General features: G+C 65.4%; 22 protein-coding genes and 1 tRNA gene. 11 read left to right on the top strand and 12 right to left on the bottom strand.

All coding sequences use genetic code 11. The features are described from left to right. Positions 1 to 499: 499 nt before the first annotated feature. The 4 genes from addB to QX034_RS13165 all read left to right on the top strand — a co-directional run bounded on the left by addB (position 500) and on the right by QX034_RS13165 (position 8,737). The gene (gene addB, locus QX034_RS13180) at positions 500 to 3,685 is read left to right on the top strand and encodes a double-strand break repair protein AddB (protein WP_315742572.1); all 3,186 of its coding nucleotides are present in this window, start codon (positions 500 to 502) and stop codon (positions 3,683 to 3,685) included. Next, positions 3,679 to 7,155: a double-strand break repair helicase AddA gene (gene addA / locus QX034_RS13175; protein ID WP_315742570.1), complete on the top strand. Its 3,477-nt coding sequence runs from the start codon at positions 3,679 to 3,681 to the stop codon at positions 7,153 to 7,155. Before addB ends, addA begins: the two co-directional genes overlap by 7 nt. 99 nt (positions 7,156 to 7,254) lie before the next feature. Beyond that, positions 7,255 to 7,575 (top strand): thioredoxin, encoded by a 321-nt coding sequence (trxA, locus tag QX034_RS13170; RefSeq protein WP_315702168.1) that lies wholly within the window; start codon positions 7,255 to 7,257, stop codon positions 7,573 to 7,575. Positions 7,576 to 7,672: 97 nt separating this feature from the next. Continuing rightward, positions 7,673 to 8,737 carry an ATP-dependent DNA ligase gene (locus QX034_RS13165; protein WP_316195463.1) on the top strand — a complete coding sequence of 355 codons (1,065 nt, stop codon included), beginning with the start codon at positions 7,673 to 7,675 and terminating at the stop codon, positions 8,735 to 8,737. A gap of 2 nt (positions 8,738 to 8,739) precedes the next feature. On the opposite strand, the gene QX034_RS13160 is transcribed toward QX034_RS13165, so the two are convergent. The 11 genes from QX034_RS13160 to aroA all read right to left on the bottom strand — a co-directional run bounded on the left by QX034_RS13160 (position 8,740) and on the right by aroA (position 19,968). Continuing rightward, entirely contained in the window at positions 8,740 to 10,083 is a 1,344-nt protein-coding gene (locus QX034_RS13160; protein WP_315702170.1) for a folylpolyglutamate synthase/dihydrofolate synthase family protein, read from the bottom strand. Beyond that, positions 10,080 to 11,018 carry an acetyl-CoA carboxylase, carboxyltransferase subunit beta gene (gene accD, locus QX034_RS13155; RefSeq protein WP_315702171.1) on the bottom strand — a complete coding sequence of 313 codons (939 nt, stop codon included), beginning with the start codon at positions 11,016 to 11,018 and terminating at the stop codon, positions 10,080 to 10,082. The genes QX034_RS13160 and accD overlap by 4 nt, the downstream gene beginning before the upstream one ends. A 93-nt stretch (positions 11,019 to 11,111) precedes the next feature. Next, positions 11,112 to 11,948, bottom strand: a complete 837-nt coding sequence (gene trpA, locus QX034_RS13150; RefSeq protein WP_315702172.1) for a tryptophan synthase subunit alpha — start codon at positions 11,946 to 11,948, stop codon at positions 11,112 to 11,114. After that, positions 11,945 to 13,162: a tryptophan synthase subunit beta gene (gene trpB, locus QX034_RS13145; protein ID WP_315702173.1), complete on the bottom strand. Its 1,218-nt coding sequence runs from the start codon at positions 13,160 to 13,162 to the stop codon at positions 11,945 to 11,947. Before trpB ends, trpA begins: the two co-directional genes overlap by 4 nt. After that, positions 13,159 to 13,818 carry a phosphoribosylanthranilate isomerase gene (locus QX034_RS13140; RefSeq protein ID WP_315702174.1) on the bottom strand — a complete coding sequence of 220 codons (660 nt, stop codon included), beginning with the start codon at positions 13,816 to 13,818 and terminating at the stop codon, positions 13,159 to 13,161. Before QX034_RS13140 ends, trpB begins: the two co-directional genes overlap by 4 nt. Before the next feature lie 60 nt (positions 13,819 to 13,878). Further along, positions 13,879 to 14,274: a lipopolysaccharide assembly protein LapA domain-containing protein gene (locus tag QX034_RS13135; protein WP_316195461.1), complete on the bottom strand. Its 396-nt coding sequence runs from the start codon at positions 14,272 to 14,274 to the stop codon at positions 13,879 to 13,881. A 67-nt stretch (positions 14,275 to 14,341) separates the two neighbouring features. Further along, on the bottom strand, positions 14,342 to 14,653 hold the full coding sequence (locus QX034_RS13130) for an integration host factor subunit beta (protein ID WP_315702176.1): 312 nt from the start codon (positions 14,651 to 14,653) through the stop codon (positions 14,342 to 14,344). Between the two features lie 170 nt (positions 14,654 to 14,823). After that, on the bottom strand, positions 14,824 to 15,804 hold the full coding sequence (sppA, locus tag QX034_RS13125; protein WP_315765849.1) for a signal peptide peptidase SppA: 981 nt from the start codon (positions 15,802 to 15,804) through the stop codon (positions 14,824 to 14,826). Positions 15,805 to 16,036: 232 nt separating this feature from the next. After that, complete coding sequence (gene rpsA / locus QX034_RS13120; protein ID WP_315742567.1) at positions 16,037 to 17,746, bottom strand: 30S ribosomal protein S1; 1,710 nt, start codon at positions 17,744 to 17,746, stop codon at positions 16,037 to 16,039. A 249-nt stretch (positions 17,747 to 17,995) separates the two neighbouring features. Then, positions 17,996 to 18,634 carry a (d)CMP kinase gene (gene cmk, locus QX034_RS13115; protein ID WP_315702179.1) on the bottom strand — a complete coding sequence of 213 codons (639 nt, stop codon included), beginning with the start codon at positions 18,632 to 18,634 and terminating at the stop codon, positions 17,996 to 17,998. Next, positions 18,631 to 19,968: a 3-phosphoshikimate 1-carboxyvinyltransferase gene (gene aroA / locus QX034_RS13110; protein ID WP_315702180.1), complete on the bottom strand. Its 1,338-nt coding sequence runs from the start codon at positions 19,966 to 19,968 to the stop codon at positions 18,631 to 18,633. The genes cmk and aroA overlap by 4 nt, the downstream gene beginning before the upstream one ends. A 150-nt stretch (positions 19,969 to 20,118) precedes the next feature. Here aroA and QX034_RS13105 point away from each other — a divergent pair, with 150 nt between their 5' ends. From QX034_RS13105 to QX034_RS13095, 3 genes are all read left to right on the top strand, one after another. Then, on the top strand, positions 20,119 to 20,529 hold the full coding sequence (locus tag QX034_RS13105; protein ID WP_315702181.1) for a TIGR02300 family protein: 411 nt from the start codon (positions 20,119 to 20,121) through the stop codon (positions 20,527 to 20,529). Between the two features lie 66 nt (positions 20,530 to 20,595). Next, a tRNA-Ala gene (locus tag QX034_RS13100) sits at positions 20,596 to 20,671 on the top strand. 181 nt (positions 20,672 to 20,852) lie between these two features. After that, positions 20,853 to 21,089 carry a GIY-YIG nuclease family protein gene (locus QX034_RS13095; protein ID WP_316185113.1) on the top strand — a complete coding sequence of 79 codons (237 nt, stop codon included), beginning with the start codon at positions 20,853 to 20,855 and terminating at the stop codon, positions 21,087 to 21,089. 13 nt (positions 21,090 to 21,102) lie between these two features. Here the strand turns inward: QX034_RS13095 and QX034_RS13090 are convergent, their stop codons facing one another. Beyond that, positions 21,103 to 21,567, bottom strand: a complete 465-nt coding sequence (locus QX034_RS13090) for a MarR family transcriptional regulator (RefSeq protein WP_315702183.1) — start codon at positions 21,565 to 21,567, stop codon at positions 21,103 to 21,105. Positions 21,568 to 21,731: 164 nt separating this feature from the next. Here QX034_RS13090 and QX034_RS13085 point away from each other — a divergent pair, with 164 nt between their 5' ends. The 4 genes from QX034_RS13085 to ugpA all read left to right on the top strand — a co-directional run bounded on the left by QX034_RS13085 (position 21,732) and on the right by ugpA (position 26,059). Next, positions 21,732 to 22,157 carry an organic hydroperoxide resistance protein gene (locus QX034_RS13085; protein WP_315702184.1) on the top strand — a complete coding sequence of 142 codons (426 nt, stop codon included), beginning with the start codon at positions 21,732 to 21,734 and terminating at the stop codon, positions 22,155 to 22,157. A 147-nt stretch (positions 22,158 to 22,304) separates the two neighbouring features. After that, the gene (locus QX034_RS13080) at positions 22,305 to 23,507 is read left to right on the top strand and encodes a CaiB/BaiF CoA-transferase family protein (RefSeq protein ID WP_315702185.1); all 1,203 of its coding nucleotides are present in this window, start codon (positions 22,305 to 22,307) and stop codon (positions 23,505 to 23,507) included. A gap of 192 nt (positions 23,508 to 23,699) precedes the next feature. Next, positions 23,700 to 25,022, top strand: a complete 1,323-nt coding sequence (gene ugpB / locus QX034_RS13075) for a sn-glycerol-3-phosphate ABC transporter substrate-binding protein UgpB (protein WP_315702186.1) — start codon at positions 23,700 to 23,702, stop codon at positions 25,020 to 25,022. A 155-nt stretch (positions 25,023 to 25,177) separates the two neighbouring features. Further along, positions 25,178 to 26,059, top strand: a complete 882-nt coding sequence (gene ugpA, locus QX034_RS13070; protein WP_315702187.1) for a sn-glycerol-3-phosphate ABC transporter permease UgpA — start codon at positions 25,178 to 25,180, stop codon at positions 26,057 to 26,059.

The raw sequence follows: 26,059 nt of genomic DNA, 5'->3' as shown, positions 1-26,059 counted from the left end.
GCGCGGGGAAGGCCGGTGCTATCCGGCTGTACCTGTGGTTCCTGCCCCGTGCACTTTTCACGCACGGGGGCCACGGGCATCAGCCGATGCCCGGCCTTCCCTGCGCCCTCCCGCTGAGGGCGACGAATTAGCAGAGCTCGGACGCGCCATGCGCCGCGAGAGCGCGACCGCATATCTATGCAACAATGGCTGCAGCGACCTCGATCCAACCTCGCCGCGAGCCAACGGGCCTCATGGTTCTCCCGGCGATACGTAGCATCGTCCGGAGACGCGCCGCGAGCGGCGTCCTCACCATGAGGGTCTGAAATGCTGCCGCGAATCAGCCCTCGTCCCGAGGAGCCCGCCGGAGGCGGGCGTCTCGAAGGACGGCCGCACGGGCCGGTCCGCCACGCGCCACGGCGGTACCGAGCGCTTGGCTATCAACACCCATCCACAGCCCGCGCATGACCGTGGGCCGATCGCTCCCTATATAGACGCGTAGGACAACGAATCGGCCGGCATGCGCGTCTATACCGTTCCCATCTCAGCGCCGTTCCTGCGCACCGTGATCGCCGCGCTGATCGACGGCCGGCTGGTCGACGGCTTCGAGGCGCGCACCGATCCGGCGCGGCTGGCGAGCGCCACGCTGTACCTGCCGACCCGGCGCTCCCTGCGCGTGGCGCGCGAGGTGTTCCTCGAGGAACTTGCGACCGATGCCGCGGTGCTGCCGCGGCTGGTCGCGCTCGGCGACATCGACGAGGACGAGCTCGCCTTCGCCGAGGACGGCGAGTCCTTTACCGGCACGGCGCCGCTGGAAATTCCGGACACGCTCGGCGATCTCGACCGCCGCCTCACCCTGGCCCGGTTGGTTGCGGCCTGGGCCAAGACGCCGGTCTCGGCGCCGCTGGTTGTCGGCGGTCCGGCCTCCACGCTCGCGCTCGCCGGCGACCTCGCCCGGCTGATCGACGACATGGTCACGCGCGGCATCTCCTGGGATGCGCTCGACGGCCTGGTGCCGGATCAGCTCGATCGCTATTGGCAGCATTCCCTGGAGTTCCTGCGCATCGCGCGCACCGCGTGGCCGGCTTACCTCGAAGAGATCCAGCGCATCGAGCCGGCGGCGCGGCGTGATCTTCTGATCGCGGCGGAAGCCGCGCGGCTGACCGCCAATGCTGACGGCCCCGTCGTCGCGGCCGGTTCGACCGGCTCAATGCCGGCAACTGCGAAATTCCTGCAGGCGGTGGCGAAGCTGCCCTATGGCGCGGTGGTGCTGCCGGGGCTCGACACCGATCTCGATGAGGCGGCCTGGCGCGCGATCGGCGGCGCCAAACCGACTAACAAGCCAACAAACAACACGAGCAAGGATGCGACGCTGGACGTCGCGGTCCGCGCCCACCCCTCCTTCAACCACCCGCAATATGCGATGCAGATGCTGCTGCGCCGCTTCGGCATCGAGCGGCGCGACGTCATCAGGCTCGCCCATCCCGCGCGCGGCGGGCGCGAGGTGCTGATCTCGGAAGCCATGCGCCCGTCGGAAGCGACGGCGGCCTGGCATGAGCGGCTGCGCCAGTTCGACGTCGCCGCGAACATCGCCTCCGCAATGGATAATCTCGCCGTCGTCGCTGCGCCGAATCCGGAGATGGAGGCGCTGGCGATCGCGATTGCGATGCGTGAGGCGCGGCATCTCGGGAAATCGGCGGCGCTGGTGACGCCGGACCGTGCGCTGGCGCGGCGGGTGATGGCTTCACTGTCGCGCTGGCATCTGACCTTCGACGATTCCGGCGGCGATGCGCTGCTGGAAACGCCCGCCGGCATTTTCGCGCGCCTTGCAGCCGAAGCTGCCGCGAAGGGGCTGGAGCCGCCGACCTTGCTGGCGCTGCTCAAGCATCCGCTGTGCCGGCTGGGCAGCGCCTCGGGCGCGTTCAGGGGAGCGATCGAGACGCTGGAATTGGCCGTACTCCGCGGCACCAGGCCGCAGCCGGGCACGGCGGGCCTGGCGCGCGACTTCGCGCGCTTCCGCGACGAGCATGCCAAGCTGCACCAAGGCGAGGCGTCTTCGCTGCATCCAGCCGAACAGCGTGCACGGCTGTCTCCGCAGCAGCTCGATCGCGCGCAAGGTCTGATCGAGCGCCTGCAGAAGGCTCTGGCTCCGCTGGAGAACCTGAACTCGCCCAAGCCCTATGACTTCGCCGAGCTCGCCGCGCGCCATCGCGAGGTGCTGGTAGCGGTGTCGCGCGACGATCTCGGCCTCAGCGTCGCCTTCGCCGAGCGCGACGGCAGCGGCCTCGCACGGTGCTTCGACGATCTGCTCAAATCGGGCGAGCGCTGCGGCGTGATGCTTCCGCTGTCCGACTATCCCGAGGTGTTCCAGACCGCATTCAGCGATCGCGCAGTGCGCCGCCCGGAACGACATGGTGCCCAGCTGCAGATCTACGGCCCGCTAGAGGCGCGGCTGATGCAGGCCGATCGCGTCATCATCGGCGGGCTGATCGAGGGCGTGTGGCCGCCGGCGCCGCGCATCGATCCCTGGCTCAGCCGCCCGATGCGGCATCAGCTCGGCCTTGATCTGCCCGAACGGCGCATTGGCTTGTCGGCGCACGACTTCGCGCAACTGCTGGGCAGCCCCGAGGTGATCCTGACCCACTCCGCCAAGGCCGGCGGCGCGCCCGCGGTCGCTTCGCGCTTCCTGCACCGGCTGGAGGCGGTCGCTGGCGGCGATCATTGGCGCGCGGCCGAAGTGCGCGGCGAGATCTATGTGCGCTACGCCGAGGCGCTGGACCAGCCTGCCGACGTCCGGCCGATCCCGCAGCCGGCGCCGAAGCCGCCGCTGGCGGCGCGACCCACGCGCATGTCGGTCACCGCGATCGAGGACTGGCTGCGCGATCCCTACACGATCTTCGCGCGCTACATCCTCAAACTCCAGCCGCTCGATCCCGTCGACATGCCGCTGTCCGCGGCCGATCGCGGCTCGGCGATCCACCAGGCGATCGCTGAGTTCACGGAGAACTTTGCGCAGGCGCTGCCGCCGGATCCGGCGCGCACGCTGCGGCTGATCGGCGAGAAGCATTTCGCCCCGCTGATGGAACGGCCCGAAGCGCGCGCGCTGTGGTGGCCGCGCTTCCAGCGCATCGCCACCTGGTTCGCGGCATGGGAAAGCGCGCGGCGCGAGCACGTCGAACAGCTCACCGCCGAGATCCGCGGCGAGATCGGGATTCCGCTCGGGCCGGACAGGACCTTCACGCTGTCAGCTCGCGCCGACCGCATCGAGCGCCGCAGCGACGGCTCGTTCGCGATCCTCGACTACAAGACCGGACAGCCGCCGACCGGCAAGCAGGTCCGCATGGGACTGTCGCCGCAGCTCACGCTGGAAGCTGCGATCCTGCGCGAGGGCGGCTTCGAGGGGATGCCCGCCGGCAGCCTGGTCGGCCAGCTCGCTTACGTCAGGCTCTCCGGCAACAATCCGCCGGGCGAGGAGCGCGTGCTCGAACTGAAGATCAACAAGGGCGATGCGCCGCAGCCGCCTGATGCCGCCGCGCGCGAGGCGCGCGACAAGCTCGAAGCGCTGATCCGCAGCTTCGAGGACGAGAACCAGGCCTATACCTCGTTGAACCTGTCGATGTGGGCGAACCGCTACGGCGCCTATGACGATCTTGCGCGCATCAAGGAGTGGTCGGCGGCCGGCGGATTGGGGATCGAGGAATGGTGAAGGCCCCGCGCCCAATCCCCCCTGCCGTGCGCGAGGCGCAGACCCGCGCCTCCAACCCGGCGGCGTCGGCCTTCGTGTCGGCCAATGCCGGCTCGGGCAAGACGCATGTGCTGGTCCAGCGCGTGATCCGGCTGCTGCTCGAAGGCGTGCCGCCGGAGAAGATCCTCTGCATCACCTTCACCAAGGCCGCCGCCGCCAACATGGCGGAGCGCGTGTTCTCCACGCTGGGACATTGGGTAACGCTCGACGACGGCGCGCTCGACGATGCGATCAAATCCACCGGCATTCCGCACCCGAATGCCCAGCTCCGTGCCGCCGCCCGCAAACTGTTCGCGAGCGCGCTGGAGGCGCCGGGCGGGCTGAAGGTGCAGACCATCCACGCGCTGTGCACGCGGCTTCTGCAGCAGTTTCCGTTCGAGGCGAACGTGCCGGCGCGGTTTACGGTGCTCGACGAGCGCGACCAGACCGAGATGATGGAGCGCGCCAACTTGAAAGTGCTGCTCGATGCGGCGCGTGCACCTGACAGCGCCGTCGGCCGTGCGCTTCAGGTCGCGATGGCGAGCGCCGCCGACGTGACCTTCAAGGACGTGGTGCGCGAGGCGTGCCTGAGCCGCGATCATTTCATGGCGTGGACGGATGGCGCAGGCCATGTCGATCTCGCCGCGGCGCAGTTGTCGCAGGCGCTCGGCGTCAGCGCCGATGAGACGATCGAGCACATCGAGCGCGACATCCTCGACGGCCCCAATCTGCCGCGCGCCGATTGGCTGCAAATCGCGGCGCAGCTCGACGGGGGCGCCAAGACCGAGCAGAAGCAGGCGGATCAGTTGCGCGCAGCGCTCGCCTACTCCGGCAGCGACCAGGTCGATGAATATCTCTGCGTCTTCCTGACGGATGAGAAGCAGCCACGCAAATCGCTGCTGACCAAGAAGTTCGCGGATGCCAATCCTGCTCTCGCCGCGCTGTTCGAGGCCGAGGCGGGCCGGCTCGACGTCCTGATCGAGAAGCGCCGCGCGGCGGTCATGCGCGACCGCACGGATGCGCTGCTGCGGATCGCCACATCGGCTGCCGCGAACTACCGGCGCGAGAAGCAGGAGCGCGGCCTTCTCGACTACGACGATCTGATCGACAAAACCCTGGCGATGCTCAACCGCGTCTCCGCCGGCTGGGTGCATTACAAGCTCGACCGCGGCGTCGATCACGTTCTGATCGACGAGGCGCAGGATACGAGCCCGCGGCAGTGGGAGATCGTCGCCCACATCATCGAGGAGTTCACGGCCGGCGAAGGCGCACGCGACGGCCTTGTCCGCACCGTCTTTGCGGTCGGCGACGAGAAGCAGTCGATCTTCTCGTTCCAGGGCGCCGCCCCGCATGAGTTCGACGCGCGGCGGCGGCAGCTGCAGCAGCGCTTCACCGAGGCCGGTCTGACCTTCGATCCGGTGTCTTTCACCTATTCGTTCCGCTCGGGGGCGACCGTGCTGCACGCGGTCGATCACGTGTTCCGCGATCCGCAGGTCTATCGCAGCATCCATTCGCCCGACATCGGCTATCCCATCCATAACTCGCTCGCGGATGCGGGTCCGAGCCTGGTCGAGCTCTGGAGCCTGTGCGAGCGTGACGACACCAAGGACATCGAGGGCTGGCGGGCGCCGTTCGACGGCGTCGCGGTGACGAGCCCCGAGGTCAAGCTCGCCAGGCGCATCCAGGCCGAGATCAAGCGCCTGATCCGCGATGGCGCCATGACCGGGCATGAGGGCGCGCGGCGTCGCCTGAGCTATGGCGACATGCTGATCCTGGTGCGCCGGCGCGGCAACGCCTTCGATGCGGTGATCCAGGCGCTGAAGCATGCCGGCATTCCGGTCGCCGGCGCCGACCGGCTGAAGCTGACCGAGCACATCGCCATCATCGACCTGATGAACCTCGCCGACGCGCTGCTGCTGCCCCAGGACGATCTGGCGCTGGCGACTGCGCTGAAGAGCCCGCTGTTCGGGCTGACCGACGACGATCTCTTCACCTTGGCGTGGCAGCGCAAGGGATCGTTGCGCGAGGCGCTGGCGGCGCATGCGGCCTTGGACGAACGCCTGCAGCGCGCTCTGCGGCGGTTGCAGCAATGCGAGCGCCGCGCCAGGGAAGAGACCCCGTTCGCCTTCTATGCCTGGCTGCTCGGCGGCGACGGCGGCCGCAAGCGCATCCTGGCGCGGCTCGGCCATGAGGCCAATGACGCGCTCGACGAATTCCTCGAACTCGCGCTGTCCTATGAGCGGAAGGCGCCGGCCTCGCTGCAGGGTTTCATGGCCTGGCTGCGCGCCGCCGACACCGAGGTGAAGCGCGACATGGAGATCTCGCGCGACGAGGTGCGGGTGATGACGGTGCACGGCGCCAAGGGGCTTGAGGCCTCGGTGGTCTTCCTGGTCGATACGACGTCCTCGCCCTCGGACACCCAGCGGCTGCGCCTGATCCATGTGCCCTATGGCGAGAAGGAGATCGTGGTCTGGGCCGGCCGCAAGGCCGACGACCCCAGGCCGGTGACAGCGGCCCGCGCCAAGATGCTGCAGGACACCGAGGATGAATATCGCCGCCTGCTCTATGTCGCCATGACCCGCGCCGCCGACCGGCTCATCATCGGCGGCTGCATGCCCGGCAACATGAACAATGTCCGCCCCGGCAGCTGGTACGATCTGATGGCGCGCGGGCTGGAGGCGGCAGGTCTTCAGGTGCAGACGATCGAAACCCCGGACGGACCGGTGAAGCGCTATCTCAGCGCCGAGGATATCGCGATTTCTGGCGGCGCCGAGGAGCGGCGCGAGGCCAACCGGCCGGTTGAGCTGCCATCCTGGCTGCGCACCGAAGCAGCGGAGGCGCCCGCTGCGGACGTGGTGCTGCGGCCCTCTGACGCGACGCCCGATGACGGACGCCCGGTCAAGGCGGCCGAGACGATCATGGCGCGGAGCGAGGCGATGCAGCGCGGCACGCTGGTGCACCGGCTGCTGCAATCCTTGCCCGACGTGACGCCGGCGCGGCGCCGCGAGGCAGCCTTGAAATATCTGGCGCGCAATGCGGCCGACTGGCCTGAGGACGAGCGCGAGAAGCTGGCGACGCGCGTGCTCGGGGTGATCGAGGAGCCGCGCTTTGCTGCCGTGTTTGCCGCCGGCAGCCGTGCGGAGGTCTCGATCGTGGGGCGGTTGAGCCAGGAGGGCCAGCCCGCGGCCCTGGTGTCCGGCCAGATCGACCGCTTGGTGGTGACCGATGCCGAGGTCCTGATCGTCGATTTCAAGACCAACCAGAGCCCGCCGGCCGGTCTGGCCGAGGTGCCGCCCGCCTATGTCCGCCAGCTCGCGCTGTACCGCGCCGTGCTGCGCCAGCTGTACCCCCACCGCGCCATCCGCGCCGCCCTGCTCTGGACCGAAACCCCTGAATTAATGGAGCTTTCCGCCTCCGCTTTGGACGCGGAACTGCTATCCCCCCACGTCTGAGTGAGCAAGCTTGACCCCGCAACAGACCGTTCATAGCTTTGCTGTCACGATTATGGGCGCGAATCTCCGCGCCGTTCTCCAACCAAACGAGGTATTCCCATGGCCGTTGGCAAGGTTTCCGATGCCGATTTCGACACCGAGGTGCTGAAGGCGAACGGCCCTGTGGTCGTCGACTTCTGGGCCGAGTGGTGCGGCCCCTGCCGCATGATCGCCCCGGCGCTGGATGAGATCGCGGGCGCAATGGGCGACAAGGTCAAAATCGTGAAGCTGAACGTCGACGAGAGCCCGAAGACGGCCTCCAAATACGGCGTGATGTCGATCCCGACCCTGATGATCTTCAAGGGCGGCGAAATGGCCTCCCGCCAGGTCGGCGCGGCGCCGAAGGCCAAGCTGCAGCAGTGGATCTCGACCGCGGTCTGAGCCCTCCGGGTTTAAGATTTTTCGAGAACGGCCGGCGAAATCGCCGGCCGTTTGCGTTGAGAGGGGGAGTTTGCCGCGTTTTGAGCGTTTGCCCACCATGCCCGCCCGCCCCCGTAGATCCCTCTCCCGCCATCCCGATTTGCAGGCCATGGAGGCGCGCTCGGTCGACGCCATCCCGCGCGGGAAGGAGTGGCAATACGAGCCGAAATGGGACGGCTTCCGTTGCCTGTTGTCGCGCAATGGCGACGAGGTAACGATGCAGTCGAAGGCCGGCGAGGACCTGACGCGCTATTTTCCCGAGGTGGTTGCGGCGGCGCGGGAATTGAAAGTGCAGAAATTCGTGCTCGACGGCGAGCTGGTCGTGCCGCATGGCAAGACCTTCTCGTTCGACGATCTGTTGCAGCGGATCCATCCCGCCGCCAGCCGGGTGACGAAGCTGTCGCAGGAGACGCCCGCGCTGTTCATTGCTTTCGATCTGCTGGCCACGGCCAAGGATGGCGAACTGGCCGAGCATCCTCTGGACGAGCGGCGGCCGGCCTTGGAAGCCTTTGCCAACGCCAATTTCAAAAAACATGCGACCTTTCGCCTGTCGCCGGTCACGACCAGCTTCGCCACCGCCGAGAGATGGCTGGCGCGCTCCGGCGCCGGCTCGGATGGCGTGATCGCCAAGCGCATCGACCAGCCCTATCAGGCCGGCAATCGCGACGGCATGCAGAAGATCAAGCGCTTCCGCAGCGCCGATTGCGTGATCGGCGGCTTCCGCTACGCGACCAACAAGGGCGGCAATGGCCAGAAGGTGGTCGGTTCATTGCTGCTCGGGCTGTACGACGACGAAGGGCTGCTGCACCACGTCGGCTTCACCTCCGCGATCAAAAAGGAAGACAAGCCGGCGCTGACCGCGAAGCTGGAGGCTTTGATCGCACCACCGGGTTTTACCGGCAATGCGCCGGGCGGCCCGAGCCGCTGGTCCACCGAGCGATCGACGCAATGGTGCCCGCTGAAGCCGAAGCTCGTGATCGAGGTTTGCTACGATCATTTTTCCGGCGACCGCTTTCGCCACGGCACCTCGATCCTGCGCTGGCGCCCCGACAAGGCCCCGCGACAATGCACCTTCGATCAGCTGAAGCAGAAGGCCGCAGATCCGATGAAGCTGCTCGCATGAGCTTAAGTGGGAGGCGTGCCGTTGATCGCCAGCACATGGCCGGCGAGATAGAGCGAGCCAGTGATCAGGATGCGCGGCGGCACCTCGTAGGCGAGGCGCGCGATGCTCGCGAGCGCCGCTTCGACCCCGGCGGCAATCTCGACCCGCATGCCGAGCACGCGCGCGGCATCGGCCAGATCGGAAGGCGTCATCGCCTTGTCCTGACCGGGGATCGGCACGACAATGATGTGGCGTGTCAGGCCGGCAAAATTGGCCAGAAAAGCACGCGCGTCCTTGTTGGCCATCATGCCGACGATGACCACCAGCGGTCGCGACACCCGCTCCTCGAGATCGCCGAGTGCAGCCGCGACCACGCGACCGCCTTCGGCATTGTGACCGCCGTCCAGCCAGATCTCGGAGCCCTGTGGCCCGAGCACAGGCAGCGCGCCGGTCGACAGGCGCTGCATCCGCGCCGGCCACTCGGCCCCGGTAATGCCCGCTTCGAACGCCTTGGTCGGAAGCTTGAACCTGTCGATGGCGCGCAAGGTCGCGATCGCCAGCCCCGCATTGTCGAACTGGTGCCGACCGAACAGTCTTGGCGCGGGGAGATCGAGCAAGCCACGATCGTCCTGATAGACCAGCCGGCCGCGCTCGACATTGACATGCCAGGCCTCACCAGCCGCAAACAGCGGCGCACGCATGCGTTTCGCCTGCTGTTCGATCACGGCCAGCGCCGACGGCTCCTGCTCGGCCGAGATCACCGGGCAGCCGCGCTTGATGATCGCAGCCTTCTCGCCGGCGATCGATGCCAGATCGGTGCCGAGAAAATCCATATGATCCATGCTGATCGGCGTCAGCACGCTGGCCGCCGGCTGCTCGATCACATTGGTGGAGTCGAGCCGGCCGCCAAGACCGACCTCGAGCAGCACGACGTCGGCCGGATGCTTGGCAAACAGCACAAACGCAGCGACGGTCTTCACCTCGAAAAAGGTGATCGGCGCGCCCGCGTTGACCCGCTCGCATTGCTCAAGCGCATCACGCAATTCATCGTCACCGACCAGGACGCCGCCACCGACGCGGCCCAGCCGATAGCTTTCGTTGATGCGCACAAGCCAGGGCGAAGTGAAGACGTGCACCCGCAGGCCCGCGGCCTCCAGCATCGCCCGCAGATAGGCGACGGTCGAGCCTTTGCCGTTGGTGCCGGCGACATGGATCACCGGCGGCAGCTTGCGCTCGGGATGGCCAAGCTGCGCCAGCAGCCGATGCATGCGATCCAGCCCGAGATCGATCTGGCTCGGATGCAGAGCCGAGAGCCGCGCGATCAGCTCGTCGGGCGAACAGGTCTGCTGGGACGCCGGATCGTTCACGCAGCCGGCGCGCCCGCGGTCGCCTCGGAAGAGACGACCGTCTTCTCAGGCGGTGGCAGCTGCGCCATCGGCTTGGTGGGCTCGATGGCCGGCGATTTGGTCAGCAGCCGGCAGAGCCGCGCCAAAGTCGGGCGCAGGTCGTGACGATGCACGACCATGTCCACCATGCCGTGGTCGCGGAGATATTCGGCACGCTGGAAGCCTTCGGGAAGCTTCTCGCGGATGGTCTGCTCGATCACGCGCGCACCGGCGAAGCCGATCAGAGCGCCGGGCTCGGCGATCTGAACGTCGCCGAGCATCGCATAGGAAGCCGTGACGCCGCCGGTGGTCGGATTGGTCAGCACCACGATGTAGGGTTGCCGCGCCTCGCGCAGCATCTGCACGGCCACGGTCGTGCGCGGCATCTGCATCAGCGACAGGATGCCCTCCTGCATGCGAGCACCGCCGGAAGCCGCGAACACGATGAACGGCGATTTCTTCTCAACTGCGAGCTCGAGCCCGCGCACGATGGCTTCGCCCGCGGCCATGCCGAGCGAGCCGCCCATGAAATCGAAATCCTGCACGGCGATCACCGTACCCATGCCCTCGAGCTTGCCGTAGCCGACCTTGACGGCATCGTTCAGGCCGGTGCGGGCGCGTGCATCCTTGATGCGATCGGCATAGCGACGCTCGTCGCGGAATTTCAGCGGGTCAGGCGTGACTTCGGGAAGCGCGACGTCGAACCAGGTCTCGTTGTCGAAGATCGATTTCAGGCGCGCAACCGCGCCCATGCGCATGTGATAGTTCGAGCCGGGGATGACGAACTGGTTGGCCTCGACGTCCTTGTAGAACACGAGCTGTCCGGAATCCGGGCACTTGATCCACAGGTTCTCCGGCGTCTCGCGCCGCAGGATGCTGCGGATCTTCGGCCGGACCACATTGGTAAGCCAGTTCATGTGTCGCTCCGTATGGCGCTCGCAAACATATATGGCGGTGAGTTCTTGGCCCGGCAAGCCGCCGCCTACGGCGGCAGCGCAGCCGGACAACAGCTATTCTGCGGCTTGTTTCGCGCCGTGCACGCCTTGCGCGAGTGCTGCGGCCAGATCGGCCACGGCGCCCACCGTCTTCGCGGTCGCGCGCCCCTCCGCGTCCAGGCTGCTGCGCACCGCATCCACCAGAGCCGTGCCCACGACGGCGCCATCGGCATGTTGGGCAATCGCCCGCGCCGCTTCAGGGGTGCGGATGCCGAAGCCGACGCAGACCGGCAGCGCCGTATGTCCCTTGATCCGGGCCACGGCGGCACCGACCGACTTCGCATCGGCCGAGGCCGCGCCGGTGATGCCGGTGATCGAGACGTAGTAGACGAAACCCGATGTGTTCGCGAGCACCGCCGGCAAGCGCTTGTCGTCGGTGGTCGGAGTCGCGAGGCGAATGAAGTTGAGCCCGGCCTTGAGCGCCGGCACGCACAATTCATCGTCCTCTTCCGGCGGAAGGTCCACGATGATCAAGCCGTCCACGCCCGCCGCTTTCGCGTCGGCCAGAAACGGCTCGACGCCGTAAATGTAGATCGGGTTGTAGTAGCCCATCAGCACGATCGGCGTGGTATCGTCGCTTTCGCGGAAGCTGCGCACCAGGGCGAGCGTCTTGCGCAAGGTCATGCCGCCTTTCAGCGCGCGCAGGCCTGCGGCCTGGATCGAGGGGCCATCGGCCATCGGATCGGTGAAGGGCATGCCGAGCTCGATGATGTCGGCGCCAGCCTGCGGCAGCGCCTTGACGATCGCAAGCGACGTCTGCGGGTCGGGATCGCCGGCCATCACGAAGGTGACGAACGCCGAGCGGCCTTGCTTTTTCAATTGCGCGAACCGCGCGTCCATCCGGGTGGTCACGACTTCCTCCCTCGCAGGATCTCGCCGACCTGCGGGACGTCCTTGTCGCCGCGGCCCGAGAGGTTGACGACCATCAGATGATCCTTCGATCGCTTGGGCGCGAGCTCCATCACCTTGGCGATCGCGTGTGCCGGCTCCAGCGCCGGGATGATGCCTTCGAGCCGCGACAACAGCTGAAACGCCGCCAGCGCCTCTTCGTCGGTCGCGGAGAGGTATGTCACGCGGCCTGTCTCGTGCAGCCAGGAATGCTCCGGCCCGATGCCGGGATAGTCGAGACCTGCCGAGATCGAATGCGCTTCCTGGATCTGGCCGTCCTCATCCATCAGCAGATAGGTGCGGTTGCCATGAAGCACGCCGGGCCGACCGCCGGCGATCGAGGCGGCATGCAGCTGCGTGAGGCCATGGCCCGCAGCTTCCACGCCGAAGATCTCCACCGAGGGGTCATCGAGAAACGGATGAAACAGGCCCATGGCGTTCGAGCCGCCGCCGATGCAGGCGATGAGAGAATCCGGCAGGCGGCCTTCCATCTCCTGCATCTGCACCCGGGTCTCGTTGCCGATCACCGACTGGAAGTCGCGCACCATCATCGGATAGGGATGCGGCCCCGCGACCGTACCGATGCAGTAGAACGTGTTGTGGACGTTAGTGACCCAATCGCGCAGCGCCTCGTTCATCGCGTCCTTCAAGGTGCGTGCGCCGGACTGCACCGGGACCACCTTTGCGCCCAGCATCTCCATGCGGATCACGTTCGGCTGCTGCCGCTCGACATCGACCGCGCCCATATAGACCACGCATTCAAGACCGAAGCGCGCGCACAGCGTCGCAGTCGCGACGCCATGCTGGCCGGCGCCGGTCTCGGCGATGATGCGCTTCTTGCCCATACGCCGCGCCATCATGATCTGGCCGAGCACATTGTTGACCTTGTGCGAGCCGGTGTGATTGAGCTCCTCGCGCTTGAAGTAGATCTTGGCGCCGCCAAGATGCTCAGTCAGCCGTTCGGCGAAATAAAGCGGCGAAGGACGGCCGACATAGTGCTTGAGGTAGCCGTCCATCTCGGCCTGGAACGCCGGATCGGCCTTCGCTTCGGCGTAGGCTTTCTCCAGGTCCAAGATCAGCGGCATCAGCGTTTCCGCGACAAAGCGGCCGCCGAAAATGCCGAAATGGCCGCGCTCGTCGGGGCCGCTTCGATAGGAATTGGGACGCAAAGTGGTCATCGGACGCTCAACTCTTCGATCGCGCGCGCCGCGCGCACAAATTCTCTGATCATGTCGCTATCCTTCACGCCGGGCGCGCGCTCGACGCCAGAAGAAACATCGACGCCTCCCGCACCTGTGATTCTGACCGCCTCATGCACATTGCCGGCACTCAAGCCGCCCGACACCATGAACGGGAGATCGAGCTTGAGATCTTGAAGCAGATGCCAATCGAAGGTGGCGCCCAGCCCGCCGGGACGCGTGGCATCCTTGGGCGCACGGGCATCGAACAGAATGCGGTCGCACACAGCGGCATAGCCGGACAGCGACGCCAGGTCGGCGGCGGTTTCGACGGGGATCGCCTTCATCACCGGCAGGCCGAAGCGCTGCTTAATGTCGCGAACCCGCGCCACGCTCTCCTTGCCATGGAGCTGCAGCAGATCCGGCCTCAAGGTCTCGACGATGTTCTCGATCGTGGCGTCATCGGCATCGACCGTGAGCGCGACCTTCAACGCGCGGCCTTTCGCCTGCGCGCCGAGCGCGCGGGCCGCTTGGAGGCCGAGATGGCGCGGCGACGGCGGAAAGAACACGAACCCCACCATGTCTGCGCCAGCATCCAGGGCCGCCGCGAGCGTCTCGGGCGTGGTCAGGCCGCAGATTTTGACGAGCAAGGGCATCAGTCGAAAACGCAATTCCGCGCGAAAAGGATCACCTCGTAACGAGGTTTCGCGCGGGTTCTACAACGCGGCGCCCTGCTTGTCTCGCCCATAAGGGCCGAAAAGCCCGGCCGGAGAGGACGACGGAACCAGCTGCCCCCGCGCACCCCGCGTCGCAGCCGAGGCCGCCTTGAGATGGGCGAGCTCGGCCCGTGCAGCGTCCGCGTCGGCCTGATGCTGACGCGCCGCCCGGCGCCATCGGCGTTGACCGATCCAGGTCGCGAGGCCGCCAGCAACGACGCCCACGATGGTCGCGGCGATGATCAGCGCAAAGAGCGGCAATGACACCGCCGCGCCGGCATCGGTCGCGTCAAATGGATTGAACGATACGGTAACGAAATGCCGGTTCGCGACTGCAAACACGACGAAGAGCAGTGCCAGCGGAATGACGATCACCGCGGTAAGGAATTTTCGCATAACGCTCGCTCGTGCTCATCCCAGACCGCATCCGCCTCAACACGTCCGGCGCCTTGCGCAGGACGCATCAGGACGAGGATTCGGCCGCTTCCGGCGGCTGGTCGCGGTTCAGCCGCTCGCGCATTTCCTTGCCGGTCTTGAAGAACGGCACGCATTTCTGGTCCACCGGCACATGGGCTCCGGTCCGCGGATTTCGCCCTGCGCGCGCCGGACGGTGCTTGACGGAGAAGGCGCCGAAACCACGCAGCTCCACCCGATCGCCGCGCGCCAACGCTGCGACGATCTCATCAAGGATCGCATTCACAATGTTCTCGACATCTCGCTGGTAGAGATGCGGGTTGTGCTCGGCGATACGCTGAACAAGCTCGGATTTGATCATCGAGAAGGTGTATCCGGGAAATTCAGCGCCCATTTCCGTGAAAATGCCGTGGACTGTCAAGACGCTAAATCATTCATCGGCGACGCGAAATTGCGTGACAGGGCCGAAATCCCGCTTTCCAGCCCCACACGCAGCGCGCGAAAGATACGGCGACGCCGGTCTTAGCGGGTTCAGTTGCTGCCCGCCGGCTGCCACAGCGCCAGCATGCCGTCCAACCCCAAGCCGTCCACTGCGCGCACCACGCCCGCATGCTCGATCTGATGCGCGATGGCGCTCAGACCGACAGCCTCGAGCGCGATCGAAGTTGCCGTACGCAGGAAGGACAGATCGCCGAACCGCGGCGAAAGTTTGTAGTCGCGCACGGGCAGATCCTTTTTGACGTTCTTTTGCGCAACCAGCCAGGCAATCGCCTTCTTCTCATCGCCGAGTTCGTCGATCAGCTTCAGATCGATCGCCTGTCGTCCGGTGAAGACGCGGCCGTCAGCAACCTTTTCCAGCTGCGCATCATCCATGCCGCGCCGCTCCTTCACGAGTCCACGGAACCATGCGTAGGAATCCTTCACCAGCGCGTCGAGCGCCTCGCGCGCTTCCGGGCTTGTCGGCTCGAACCCGTTGGGCGCAGCCTTCAACGGCGAGGATTTCACCTCCTCGACCTTGACGCCAATGGTCTTCAAGAGTTCGCCGACATTGGGATATTGGAACAGCACACCGATCGAGCCGACGAGAGAACTCTGCTGTGCGACGATGTGATCGGCCGCAATCGCCGTGATGTAGCCGCCGGAGGCCGCAAGCCCTTCGACGACGACCACCAGCGGCTTCTTCGCCTTTAGGCGGACCAGAGAATCGTAGAGCTGCTCGGATCCCGCGGTGGTGCCGCCCGGCGAATTGATGTGAAGCACGACGGCGGCGGCGGACGAATTCTCCAGCCGCTCCAGCGCCTCGACGCGATCCTGGTCGCTGCGGATCAGGCCTTCGATGTTGACGCGGGCGATCGATCCCGACGTGGTCAGCGCGGTGCGTCCGCGCGGCGACATCACGAAGCCGACCGCCGAAAGAGCCGCGATCGCGATCAGCACGGCAGCGACGCGCCAGAACGTCAGCTTGCGGCGCAGCCTGCGCCGATCGACGATCACATCCGAATCAAGCGACATGGAAAATCTCCAGGAAGTATCAGCGCGTTTTGCATCCGCAGCGTGAATCCGACGTTACCTGATTACATCAATTGCGACCCAATATGAAGAAAGCATGGCCCGCCACGATGCTGCCGAACGATCGCCATGCCGGTTGGAGGCAGAGGCCGGATCGGCCGGCTTCTTACGTCGGTCGAATAAAAAAAGCCCCGGCCGAAACCGGGGCTTTGATGCTCGTCAAATCGACGACGGCTTACTTCTGATCGCGATTCTTGAGCGCGGTGCCCAGGATGTCGCCGAGCGTCGCGCCCGAATCGGAGGAGCCATATTGCGCGATGGCCTCCTTCTCTTCCGCGACTTCCAGCGCCTTGATCGAGACCTGCACCTTGCGGGCCTTCTTGTCGAACTGGATCACGCGGGCATCGACCTTCTCACCGACCGCGAAGCGTTCGGAGCGCTGATCGTTGCGGTCGCGCGCCAGCTCGGAGCGCTTGATGAAGGTGGCGAAGTCGGTGCCGGCGATCTTGACGTCGATGCCGCCTTCCTTGACGTCGAGCACCTCGCAGGTGACGACCGCGCCCTTCTTGACATCGCCCGGCTCGGCGAAGGGATCGCCTTCGAGCTGCTTGATGCCGAGCGAAATACGCTCCTTCTCCACATCGACGTCGAGCACCACGGCCTTCACCATGTCGCCCTTCTTGTAGTTGTCGATCACCTGCTCGCCCGGAAGCTTCCAGTCGAGATCGGACAGGTGGACCATGCCGTCGACATCGCCCTCGAGGCCGAGGAACAGGCCGAACTCGGTCTTGTTCTTGACCTCGCCCTCGACCACCGAACCCGTCGGATGCTTCTCGACGAAGACCTCCCACGGATTGCGCATGGTCTGCTTGAGACCGAGCGAGATGCGGCGCTTGACCGAATCGACCTCGAGCACCTGGACTTCGACTTCCTGCGAGGTCGAGACGATCTTGCCCGGATGCATGTTCTTCTTGGTCCACGACATCTCCGAGACGTGGATCAGGCCTTCGATGCCCGGCTCCAGCTCGACGAAGGCGCCGTAGTCGGTGATGTTGGTGACGCGGCCGTGGAAGCGCGCACCCAGCGGATACTTCGCCTCGATGCCCTGCCACGGATCGTCCAGCAGCTGCTTCATGCCCAGCGAGATGCGGTGCGTCTCGTGGTTGATCTTGATGATCTTGACCTTCACCGTCTGGCCGATGCTGAGCACCTCAGTCGGATGGTTGACACGCCGCCAGGCGATATCGGTGACGTGCAGCAGGCCGTCGATGCCGCCGAGGTCGACGAACGCACCGTAATCGGTGATGTTCTTGACGACGCCGTCGATCACCTGACCCTCTTCGAGGTTCTGCACCAGCTCCTGGCGCTGCTCGGCGCGGGTCTCTTCCAGCACGGTACGGCGCGACACGACGATGTTGCCGCGGCGGCGATCCATCTTGAGGATCTGGAACGGCTGCGAGTTGTTCATCAGCGGTGCGACGTCGCGGATCGGACGGATGTCCACCTGCGAACGCGGCAGGAAGGCCACCGCGCCGTCGAGGTCGACGGTGAAGCCGCCCTTGACCTGGTTGAAGATGACGCCGTTGACCTTCTCGTTGTTCTGGAACGCCTTCTCGAGCTTGCCCCAGCTCTCTTCGCGGCGCGCCTTGTCGCGCGACAGCACGGCTTCGCCGAGTGCGTTCTCGATCCGGTCGAGGAACACCTCGACCTCGTCGCCGACCTTCAATTCGTTCTCACGGCCGGGGCCTGCGAATTCGCGCAGCGCGACGCGGCCTTCGGTCTTCAGGCCGACGTCGATGACGGCCATGTCCTTCTCGATCGCAACCACCTTGCCCTTGACGACGGAACTTTCCTGCAGGTTACCGCGCGTGAAGGACTCATCCAGCATCGCGGCAAAATCATCGCGGCTGGGGTTGTAGGAAGCAGCAGTGGTACTCGAAGCCATTGGTTCTCCAGATGCGGACTGTCTTGCCGGCAGCGGGTTGATCGGCGCATCGGATGCACAGTGTTTGGAGGTCCGCAAATACCCCAAACGACCGCTCGGTGCGCGAAACGCGCAGAAGCGGGCCGGCAGTGCCTGCACATGCGATACGTTGAGTAATGTCCGGCTGATCGAACCCGATTGAACCGCAATCGAGCTATCGACGGTCAAGGGCGGGAGCGGGCGTTCCTCCAATGACGCCAGCGGCAAATATCAAACCCGCTGACGGCCCGCTCGAACGGCCTCGACAATATCGATGGCGGCCCGGACGCCGCTTTCTATATCCAAATGGGAGTTGTCTAGCAAGTAAGCATCCGGTGCTTGCTTTAAAGGAGCAATCGGGCGGTTCTGGTCGCGCGCGTCGCGGGCAAGGATATCGGCCAGGACGGCGGCCTCGTCGGCCTCCTCGCCACGGGCCCGCGCCTCCAGGGTGCGGCGCTGGGCCCGGATCTTCGGATCGGCCACGACATAGATCTTCACGTCGGCATCCGGGCAGATCACCGTGCCGATGTCGCGGCCGTCGAGCACGGCGCCGGGCGGGCTGGATGCAAACTGACGTTGGAACGCCACCAGCGCCTCGCGCACCTTGGGAAGGGCCGAGACGACCGAGGCAGCCGAGCCCACCGCCTGGGACTTCAGCGCCGGATTGTCGAAGGTCTCGGGCTCGAGCTTCAGGGCAATCTGTGCCGCTTGGCCTTCGTCGTTCAGGTCATGACCGGCCGAGAGCATGGCATAGGCCACGGCGCGATAAATCACGCCGGTATCAAGATGCCGATAGCCGTAATGCGCCGCGAGCCGCTTGGCGAGGGTGCCCTTGCCCGACGCCGCCGGGCCGTCGATGGCGATAATCATGCGAACTCCGCGCCGGCTTTGCGCATCAGCGGCAAAAAGTCCGGGAAGCTGGTCGCAATGAAAGCGGTGTCGTCGACCTTGACCGGCTGGTCTGAGGCAAGTCCCATCACCAGCGCCGACATCGCGATACGGTGGTCCATGTGCGTGGCCACCAGGCCGCCCCCGGGCACATGGCCCCTGCCCTCCACGATCAGGTCGTCGCCAACGATCTCCACCTTGACGCCGTTGACCCGCAGCATCGCCGCGGTCGCCTCCAGCCGGTCGGATTCCTTGACCCGCAGTTCCTGCAGCCCGCGCATGATCGTGGTGCCTTCGGCGTAGCTGGCTGCCACCGCCAGCACCAGATATTCGTCGATCATCGACGGCGCGCGTTCCGGCGGGACTTCGACGCCGCGCAGCTTCGAGGCGCGGACCCGCAGCCTGGCCATCGGCTCGCCGGCGTCGCCGCGAACGTCGCTTTCCTCGATCGAGGCGCCCATCTCGCGCAAGGTGGTGAACAGGCCGGTCCGCAGCGGGTTGGTCATCACGTCCGGGAGCACCAGGTCGGAGCCTTCGACGATCAGCGCCGCGACGATCGGGAACGCGGCCGAGGACGGATCCCCCGGCACGATCACGGCAGCACCGCGCAATTCCGGCTCGCCGGCCAAGGCGATGCGGCGCCCATGCGGCCCTTCCGCCGTCGTGACGATCTCGGCGCCAAAATGCTTGAGCATCAGCTCGGTGTGGTCGCGGCTGGCCTCCTGTTCGATGACGGTGGTGATGCCGGGGGCGGCGAGCCCCGCCAGCAGCACCGCCGACTTGATCTGGGCCGAGGCGACGGGCGTGCGATATTCGATCGGAATCGGATTGCGCGCGCCCTGCAAGGTCAGCGGCAGCCTGCCGCCTTCGCCTTCGGCAATGACCTTGGCGCCCATCAGGGCCAGCGGATCGAGTATCCGGCGCATGGGGCGGCTGCGCAGCGAGGCGTCGCCGTCGAACACGGCCGTGATCGGGCAGCCCGCCACCGCGCCCATGACCAGCCGGCATCCCGTGCCGGAATTGCCGAAATCGAGGGTCTCGCCAGGCTGGGCGAAGCCGCCGACACCGACCCCGCGGACGCTCCAGGCGAAATCGCCGGTCCGCTCGACCTTGGCACCGAGGATGCGCATGGATTTGGCGGTGTTCAGGACGTCCTCGCCTTCGAGCAGGCCGGAAATCGTGGTTTCGCCGACCGCCATCGCGCCCAGAATCAAGGCCCGGTGCGAGATCGACTTGTCGCCGGGAACACGAATCGTGCCCGTCAGGGGGCCGCTGGCCCGGGATTCGAGCGGGGTCGGGGCTGCAGATGTCGACAAGGTCATGTCCTCTCAGATCGGAGCCGCAGGTATCACAGGCCCAACCGGCCGTCACGAGCCCTCGAAATTCTCGTGTAAAGCGCTATTGACAGCGGCGCGGCAACTAGCCAAGTGAAGCACCGCTTTTCAGACATTCCCAGGACGCTGCACGTGGCCAAAGCCGAGCTTGGAACCAAACGCATTTGCCCGACCACGGGCAAAAAGTTCTACGACCTCAACAAGAACCCGGTGATTTCGCCCTACACCGGCGAGGTGGTGCCGATCGCCCCGGTGGCCCCTGCCCGCGCCATGCGCGGCGAGGCCGCGCGCGCTGCCGCCCCCGTCGATACGGCGCACGAGCCGGCCGAGGCCGAAGAGTTGGTCTCGCTCGAGGAGGCCGATGCCGAGGAGAACACCGGCAAGGTCAAGGCCGTCGTTCCCGAATCGGAAGACGACATCGAGATCGACGAGACCCTCGACGACGACGAGGACGATGATTCGACCTTCATCGCCGACGAAGAAGAAGGGGATGAAGACGTCACCGACATCATTGGTGACGTCGGCGGCGACGAAGACACTTGAGATAATTCTGAAAACGTGTTTCACGGTGCATCCCGGCGCGTCGCCCAGACGAGCCGGAGCTGTTAAGGGGCCATAGCTCAGCTGGGAGAGCGCTTGCATGGCATGCAAGAGGTCGGCGGTTCGATCCCGCCTGGCTCCACCAGCCTTCGCTCGCTTCGCGAGCTTCGGCAGGGCAAGCCACACTCCGCCCCTATCGTAGCGAAGCCAGCGAAGGCTGTCCCGCCGAAGCTCAGAGAGCGAAGGCGGACTGTCGATAATGAGACTTGGCTAACGGCACGTTGTCCGCGCTATCGTAGTGATACGACTGAGCGCCGGGCCTTCTCATGAAATATGTCTATATCCTTGAAAGTCTGGACGGCGTGCACTTCTATGCCGGGATCACCGACGACGTGCCGGAGCGTCTGATCAGGCACAACGCAGGCGCGGTCCCGCATACGTCCAAGTATAGGCCGCGGCGTGTTAGAACTTATGTTGCATTCAGCGACGAGAAGCTCGCGTTCGCGTTCGAGAGATATCTCAAGTCGGGCTCTGGCCGCGCTTTTGCGAAGAAGCACTTGTAGGCTGGACGGGTCCCTAGCCTTCCCCCGCCACCGCATCGAGTCGCTCGCGCAGCGCAATCAGGCTCTTCTGCAATGTCGCCAGTTCCGCAACCGAGCATCCCGTCGCGTCGAGAATCGCCGGCGGGATGATCGCCCTGGCCTTCTCGCGCAGCGCCGCGCCCTGCGCGGTCAGCGCCACCAGGACCTGCCGCTCGTCCGCTACCGAACGCGTCCGCTTGACGAGGTGAGCCGTCTCCAGTCGCTTCAGGAGCGGCGTCAAGGTGCCGGAGTCCAGGAACAGCCGCTCACCGATCTCCTTGACCGCCAGGCCATCCCGTTCCCACAGCACCAGCATCACCAGATATTGCGGATAGGTGAGGCCGAGCCGGTCGAGCAGGGGCTTATAGACGCGGTTGAACGCATGCGCCGTCGAATACACGGCGAAACAAAGCTGGTTGGCGAGCAGAAGCGGCGCGTCGGCCGCGGCCTTTCTGGGCATGGTGACCTCGGAAGCTCGGATCGTGACCCCATCTTGGGTCGGCCGGGCATGCCGATCAACGACCCGCGCTACGATCACGAAATTTCTATCGACCAATTATATTGTGCACAATATAATTGTATGCAATATTGTGTCCATCGAAATTCATGACGGGAGACCCGACCATGTCCGTGAACGTGCTCTACAAGACCAGCGCCAAGGCCACCGGCGGCCGCGACGGTGAAGCACAGACCCTCGACGGCTCGCTGAGCGTCAAGCTGGCCACCCCGAAGGAACTCGGTGGCGCCGGCGGTGCCGGCAACAATCCCGAGCAGCTGTTCGCCGCCGGCTATGCGGCCTGCTTCATCGGCGCGATGAAGTTCGTGGCCTCGCAGGGCGGCCCCAAGGTGCCGGCCGACACCTCGGTCACCTCCACGGTCGGCATCGGACCGCGTTCGGAGGGCGGCTTCGGCATCACGGTCGAGCTTGCGGTCTCGCTCCCCGGCCTCGCCAAGGCCGACGCAGAAGCCTTGGTCGAGAAGGCGCACCAGGTATGTCCCTACTCCAACGCCACCCGCGGCAATGTCGACGTCAAGCTGAGCGTCGTCTGACCGGCGCGATTCCACGACACGGCAGGAGATCGCAGGTCGCAGTCTCCTGCCCCTTTTGTGCATGGGCACGGTGCGCCCTCGGATTTGCGCCGGTGCGCCGCCAGTGCTTTATGACCGCGAGTTGACACCAACCTCGCGAATCCCTCGATGACCCCACAATTCGTCCCCGGCGCGATGACCGGCCTGCGCGTGATCGATCTCACGCGCGTGCTCGGCGGACCCTATTGCACCCAGATCCTCGCCGACCACGGCGCCGACGTGATCAAGGTCGAACCGCCCGCCGGCGACGAGGTGCGCGACTGGGGCCCGCCCTTCCATGACGAGGACGCGGCCTATTTCGTCGGCATCAACCGCAACAAGCGCTCGATCGGCCTCGACCTCGCCGCCGAAGGCGGCCGCGCGGTGCTGATGAAGATGCTCGAAACGGCCGACGTGCTGATCGAAAACTTCAAGCCGGGCACGCTGGAAAAATGGGGCATCGGCAGCGATGCCCTGCGCGAGAAATTCCCCCAGCTGGTGCATTGCCGGATCTGCGGCTTCGGTGCCGATGGCCCCCGCGGCGGCAATCCCGGCTACGACGCGATCATCCAGGCCATGACCGGCATGATCGCAGCGACCGGCTCGCCCGAAAGCGGGCCGATGCGGATCGGCGTGCCGCTGGTCGACATCACCACCGGGCTCTATGCCGCGATCGGCATCCTGATGGCGCTGTCGGAGCGGCACCGCTCCGGCCTCGGGCAATTCCTCGAAGTCACGCTGTACGAGACCGGACTCGCCATCATGCATCCGCATACGGCGAACTACTTCATGCACGGCAAGCCGCCATCACTGACGGGCAACGAACATCCGAACCTCGTGCCTTACGCGATCTTCCCGACCAAGACCGACGACATCTTCATCGGCGTCGGCAATGACGGCACGTTCCGTAAGCTCTGCAAGGAGATCGGCCGGCCGGAGCTCGGCACCGATCCACGCTTTGCCCGCAACCGCGACCGCGTCGCAAACCGCGCGGCGCTACGGACAGAACTCGCCGCGGTCTTCAGCCAGTTCGAGGCCGAACCTCTCTGCGACCGGCTGCTCGGAGCCGGCCTGCCGGCAGGTCCGGTGCAGAAGATCGACCAGGCCCTGACCAACGCACATACGCTGCATCGCGGCGATGTCATCGAGAAGGACTGGTACAAGGGTGTTGCCTCACCGATCCGGCTCGGCCGCACCAAGCCGAGCCTGCGCTCGACCCCGCCGAAGTTCAGCCAGCACGCAGGCGAGGTGCTGGGCGAGTTCGGCTATTCGGACGAAGCCATCAAGGCCCTGGTCGACAGCGGCGCTGTCTGCATCGAACGCAAGCGCTGAACGCGAGCCGCCGGTTCAGCTCCACGTGGGCGGGCGGCCGCAACAAATGTAGGGGGAGTTCGCGCGCTTTACCGGCGCGGTGGGGCGTGCTTTCCCCAGCAACTGCGGCCGTCTATACATCTTTCATTGAACCGTCATCCGCCGCTGCTAACGGCCACGAACGTTGATGACGCCCCATGGGAGGTACTTTTGATGTCAGTTCGACAATTTAGCGCCGCGACTTCGGTCCTGGCCATGATGGCCTTTGCCGCCGCCTCGCCCGCGCATGCGGTGACCGAGATCCAGTGGTGGCACGCCATGACCGGCCCGAACAATGACGTCGTGAACAAGCTCGCCAGCGACTTCAACGCCTCGCAGAGCGACTACAAGATCGTTCCGAGCTTCAAGGGCAGCTACGCCGACACGCTGAACGCCGGCATCGCCGCGTTCCGCGCCGGCAACGCGCCGGGCATCATGCAGGTATTCGAGGTCGGCACCGCGACCATGATGGCTGCCAAGGGCGCCATCAAGCCGGTGTCCGAACTGATGAAGGAGGAGGGCGAACCGTTCGACCCGAATTCCTATCTGCCGGCGATCACCGGTTATTATTCGACCTCGAAGGGGGACATGCTGTCGTTCCCCTTCAACTCGTCGAGCATGGTGATGTGGGTCAATCTCGACGCATTGAAGAAGGCCGGCATCGATGCTCCTCCGAAGACTTGGCCGGACGTCTTCGAAGACGCCAAGAAGCTGCATGCAGCCGGCAATCCGACCTGCGGTTTCTCCACGGGCTGGGTGACTTGGGCGCTGATCGAACAGTTCAACGCCTGGCACAACCTGCCGATCGGCACCAAGGCCAACGGGCTTGACGGCTTCGACACCGTGCTCGAGTTCAACTCGCCGCTGGAAACCAAGCTGCTCGAGAACCTGGTCGAGCTGCAGAAGGACAAGAGCTTCGACTATTCCGGTCGCACCAACACCGGCGAAGGCCGCTTCACCTCGGGCGAATGCGCGATGTTCATGACGTCGTCGGCGTTCTATCCGAACGTGAAGGCGAACGCCAAGTTCAACTACACGGCGGTCGCGATGCCGTATTTCCCGGAAGCGAAGGGCGCACCGCAGAACTCGATCATCGGCGGCGCTTCGCTGTGGGTGATGGGCGGCAAGTCGAAGGAAGAGTACAAGGGCATCGCCAAGTTCTTCACCTTCCTGTCCGACACCGACCGTCAGGCCAACCTGCACCAGGTCTCCGGCTATCTGCCGATCACCAAGGCGGCATATGAGAAGACCAAGGTCTCCGGCTTCTATGAGAAGAATCCGATCCTGGAAGTGCCGCTCAAGGAGCTGACCAACAAGGCGCCGACCGAGAATTCGCGCGGCCTGCGCTTCGGCGGCATGGTGCAGATGCGAGACGTCTGGTCGGAGGAAATCGAGGCGGCGCTTGCCGGCAAGAAGTCCGCCAAGGACGCGCTCGATACCGCCGTCTCCCGCGGCAACCAGATGCTGCGGCAGTTCGAACGCACCGCAACGAAATAGTCATAGCCAACGCCGCGGCGGCTCGGGCTCCTAAGTCCCCGGCTCGCCGCGGCTCCTCATTCGCGCTAAACGTCTTTGCGCAGCTCTCAGGCTGCGAAGGCCGCACTTTCCGTAGCTGGGGATGAGCCGGTACCCACCGGCCATAGATAGGGATCATGGAAAACCGCGCGATCTTCTCGGGAAAAGCACTCCCCATTCTGCTGGTCCTGCCGCAGCTCGCGATTTCGCTGATCTTCTTCTATTGGCCCGCGGCGCAGGCTCTCTGGCAGTCGTTCCTGGTCCAGGACGCGTTCGGGCTGTCCACCGAGTTCGTCTGGTTCGAGAACTATCTGTCGATCTTGAAGATGCCGGAGTATTACAACTCGATCGGCGTCACCTTGATGTTTTCAGCCCTGGTCGCGTTTTTTTCGCTGAGCATCGGCCTGCTGCTCGCCGTGATGGCCAACCGCGAACTCGCGGGGCTGCAGATCTACCGCACGTTCCTGATCATCCCCTATGCGGTCGCGCCGGCCGTGGCGAGCACCCTGTTCATCTTCATGTTCCAGCCGGGCCTCGGCATGATTGCCCGCCTGCTGCAGCGGTCGGGGATCGATTGGAATCCGGTGCTGAACGGCCCGCAGGCCATGACCCTGATCGTGATCGGCGCCGTGTGGCACCAGATCAGCTACAACTTCCTGTTCTTCCTCGCCGGGCTGCAGTCCATTCCAAAGAGCGTGATCGAGGCGGCTGCGATCGACGGCGCCCGACCGTTCCGGCGGTTCTGGACCATCGTGTTTCCACTGCTGTCGCCGACCACCTTCTTCCTGATCATCGTCAATACGACCTACGCTTTTTTCGACACCCTCGGCATCATCGATACCGCGACCGAAGGCGGCCCGAACGGAGCGACCCAGACCTTGGTCTACAAGGTGTTCCTGGACGGCAAGGCCGGCACCGATCTCGGCAGCTCGGCAGCCCAGTCCGTGATCCTGATGGCCATCGTGATCGTGTTGACCGCCTTCCAATTCCGCTACGTCGAGAAGAAGGTTCACTATTAA

Source organism: Bradyrhizobium sp. SZCCHNR3119 (assembly GCF_032487775.1).
In the GTDB taxonomy this organism is placed as follows: Bacteria; Pseudomonadota; Alphaproteobacteria; order Rhizobiales; family Xanthobacteraceae; genus Bradyrhizobium.
The sequence above is the reverse complement of the archived record's forward strand: the minus strand, read 5'-3'. Positions and strand labels throughout refer to the sequence as shown.

Coding starts and splice junctions, on each gene's coding strand:
- addA (WP_315742570.1), top strand. CDS start 3,679: ATGGTGAAGGCCCCGCGCCCAATCCCCCCTGCCGTGCGCGAGGCGCAG.
- trxA (WP_315702168.1), top strand. CDS start 7,255: ATGGCCGTTGGCAAGGTTTCCGATGCCGATTTCGACACCGAGGTGCTG.
- cmk (WP_315702179.1), bottom strand. CDS start 18,634: ATGATTATCGCCATCGACGGCCCGGCGGCGTCGGGCAAGGGCACCCTC.
- sppA (WP_315765849.1), bottom strand. CDS start 15,804: ATGTCGCTTGATTCGGATGTGATCGTCGATCGGCGCAGGCTGCGCCGC.
- QX034_RS13090 (WP_315702183.1), bottom strand. CDS start 21,567: ATGCCCAGAAAGGCCGCGGCCGACGCGCCGCTTCTGCTCGCCAACCAG.
- accD (WP_315702171.1), bottom strand. CDS start 11,018: ATGAACTGGCTTACCAATGTGGTCCGGCCGAAGATCCGCAGCATCCTG.
- rpsA (WP_315742567.1), bottom strand. CDS start 17,746: ATGGCTTCGAGTACCACTGCTGCTTCCTACAACCCCAGCCGCGATGAT.
- QX034_RS13140 (WP_315702174.1), bottom strand. CDS start 13,818: ATGCCCTTGCTCGTCAAAATCTGCGGCCTGACCACGCCCGAGACGCTC.
- QX034_RS13080 (WP_315702185.1), top strand. CDS start 22,305: ATGACCCCACAATTCGTCCCCGGCGCGATGACCGGCCTGCGCGTGATC.
- QX034_RS13085 (WP_315702184.1), top strand. CDS start 21,732: ATGTCCGTGAACGTGCTCTACAAGACCAGCGCCAAGGCCACCGGCGGC.
- QX034_RS13130 (WP_315702176.1), bottom strand. CDS start 14,653: ATGATCAAATCCGAGCTTGTTCAGCGTATCGCCGAGCACAACCCGCAT.
- trpB (WP_315702173.1), bottom strand. CDS start 13,162: ATGACCACTTTGCGTCCCAATTCCTATCGAAGCGGCCCCGACGAGCGC.
- QX034_RS13095 (WP_316185113.1), top strand. CDS start 20,853: ATGAAATATGTCTATATCCTTGAAAGTCTGGACGGCGTGCACTTCTAT.
- QX034_RS13135 (WP_316195461.1), bottom strand. CDS start 14,274: ATGCGAAAATTCCTTACCGCGGTGATCGTCATTCCGCTGGCACTGCTC.
- QX034_RS13165 (WP_316195463.1), top strand. CDS start 7,673: ATGCCCGCCCGCCCCCGTAGATCCCTCTCCCGCCATCCCGATTTGCAG.
- ugpA (WP_315702187.1), top strand. CDS start 25,178: ATGGAAAACCGCGCGATCTTCTCGGGAAAAGCACTCCCCATTCTGCTG.
- addB (WP_315742572.1), top strand. CDS start 500: ATGCGCGTCTATACCGTTCCCATCTCAGCGCCGTTCCTGCGCACCGTG.
- ugpB (WP_315702186.1), top strand. CDS start 23,700: ATGTCAGTTCGACAATTTAGCGCCGCGACTTCGGTCCTGGCCATGATG.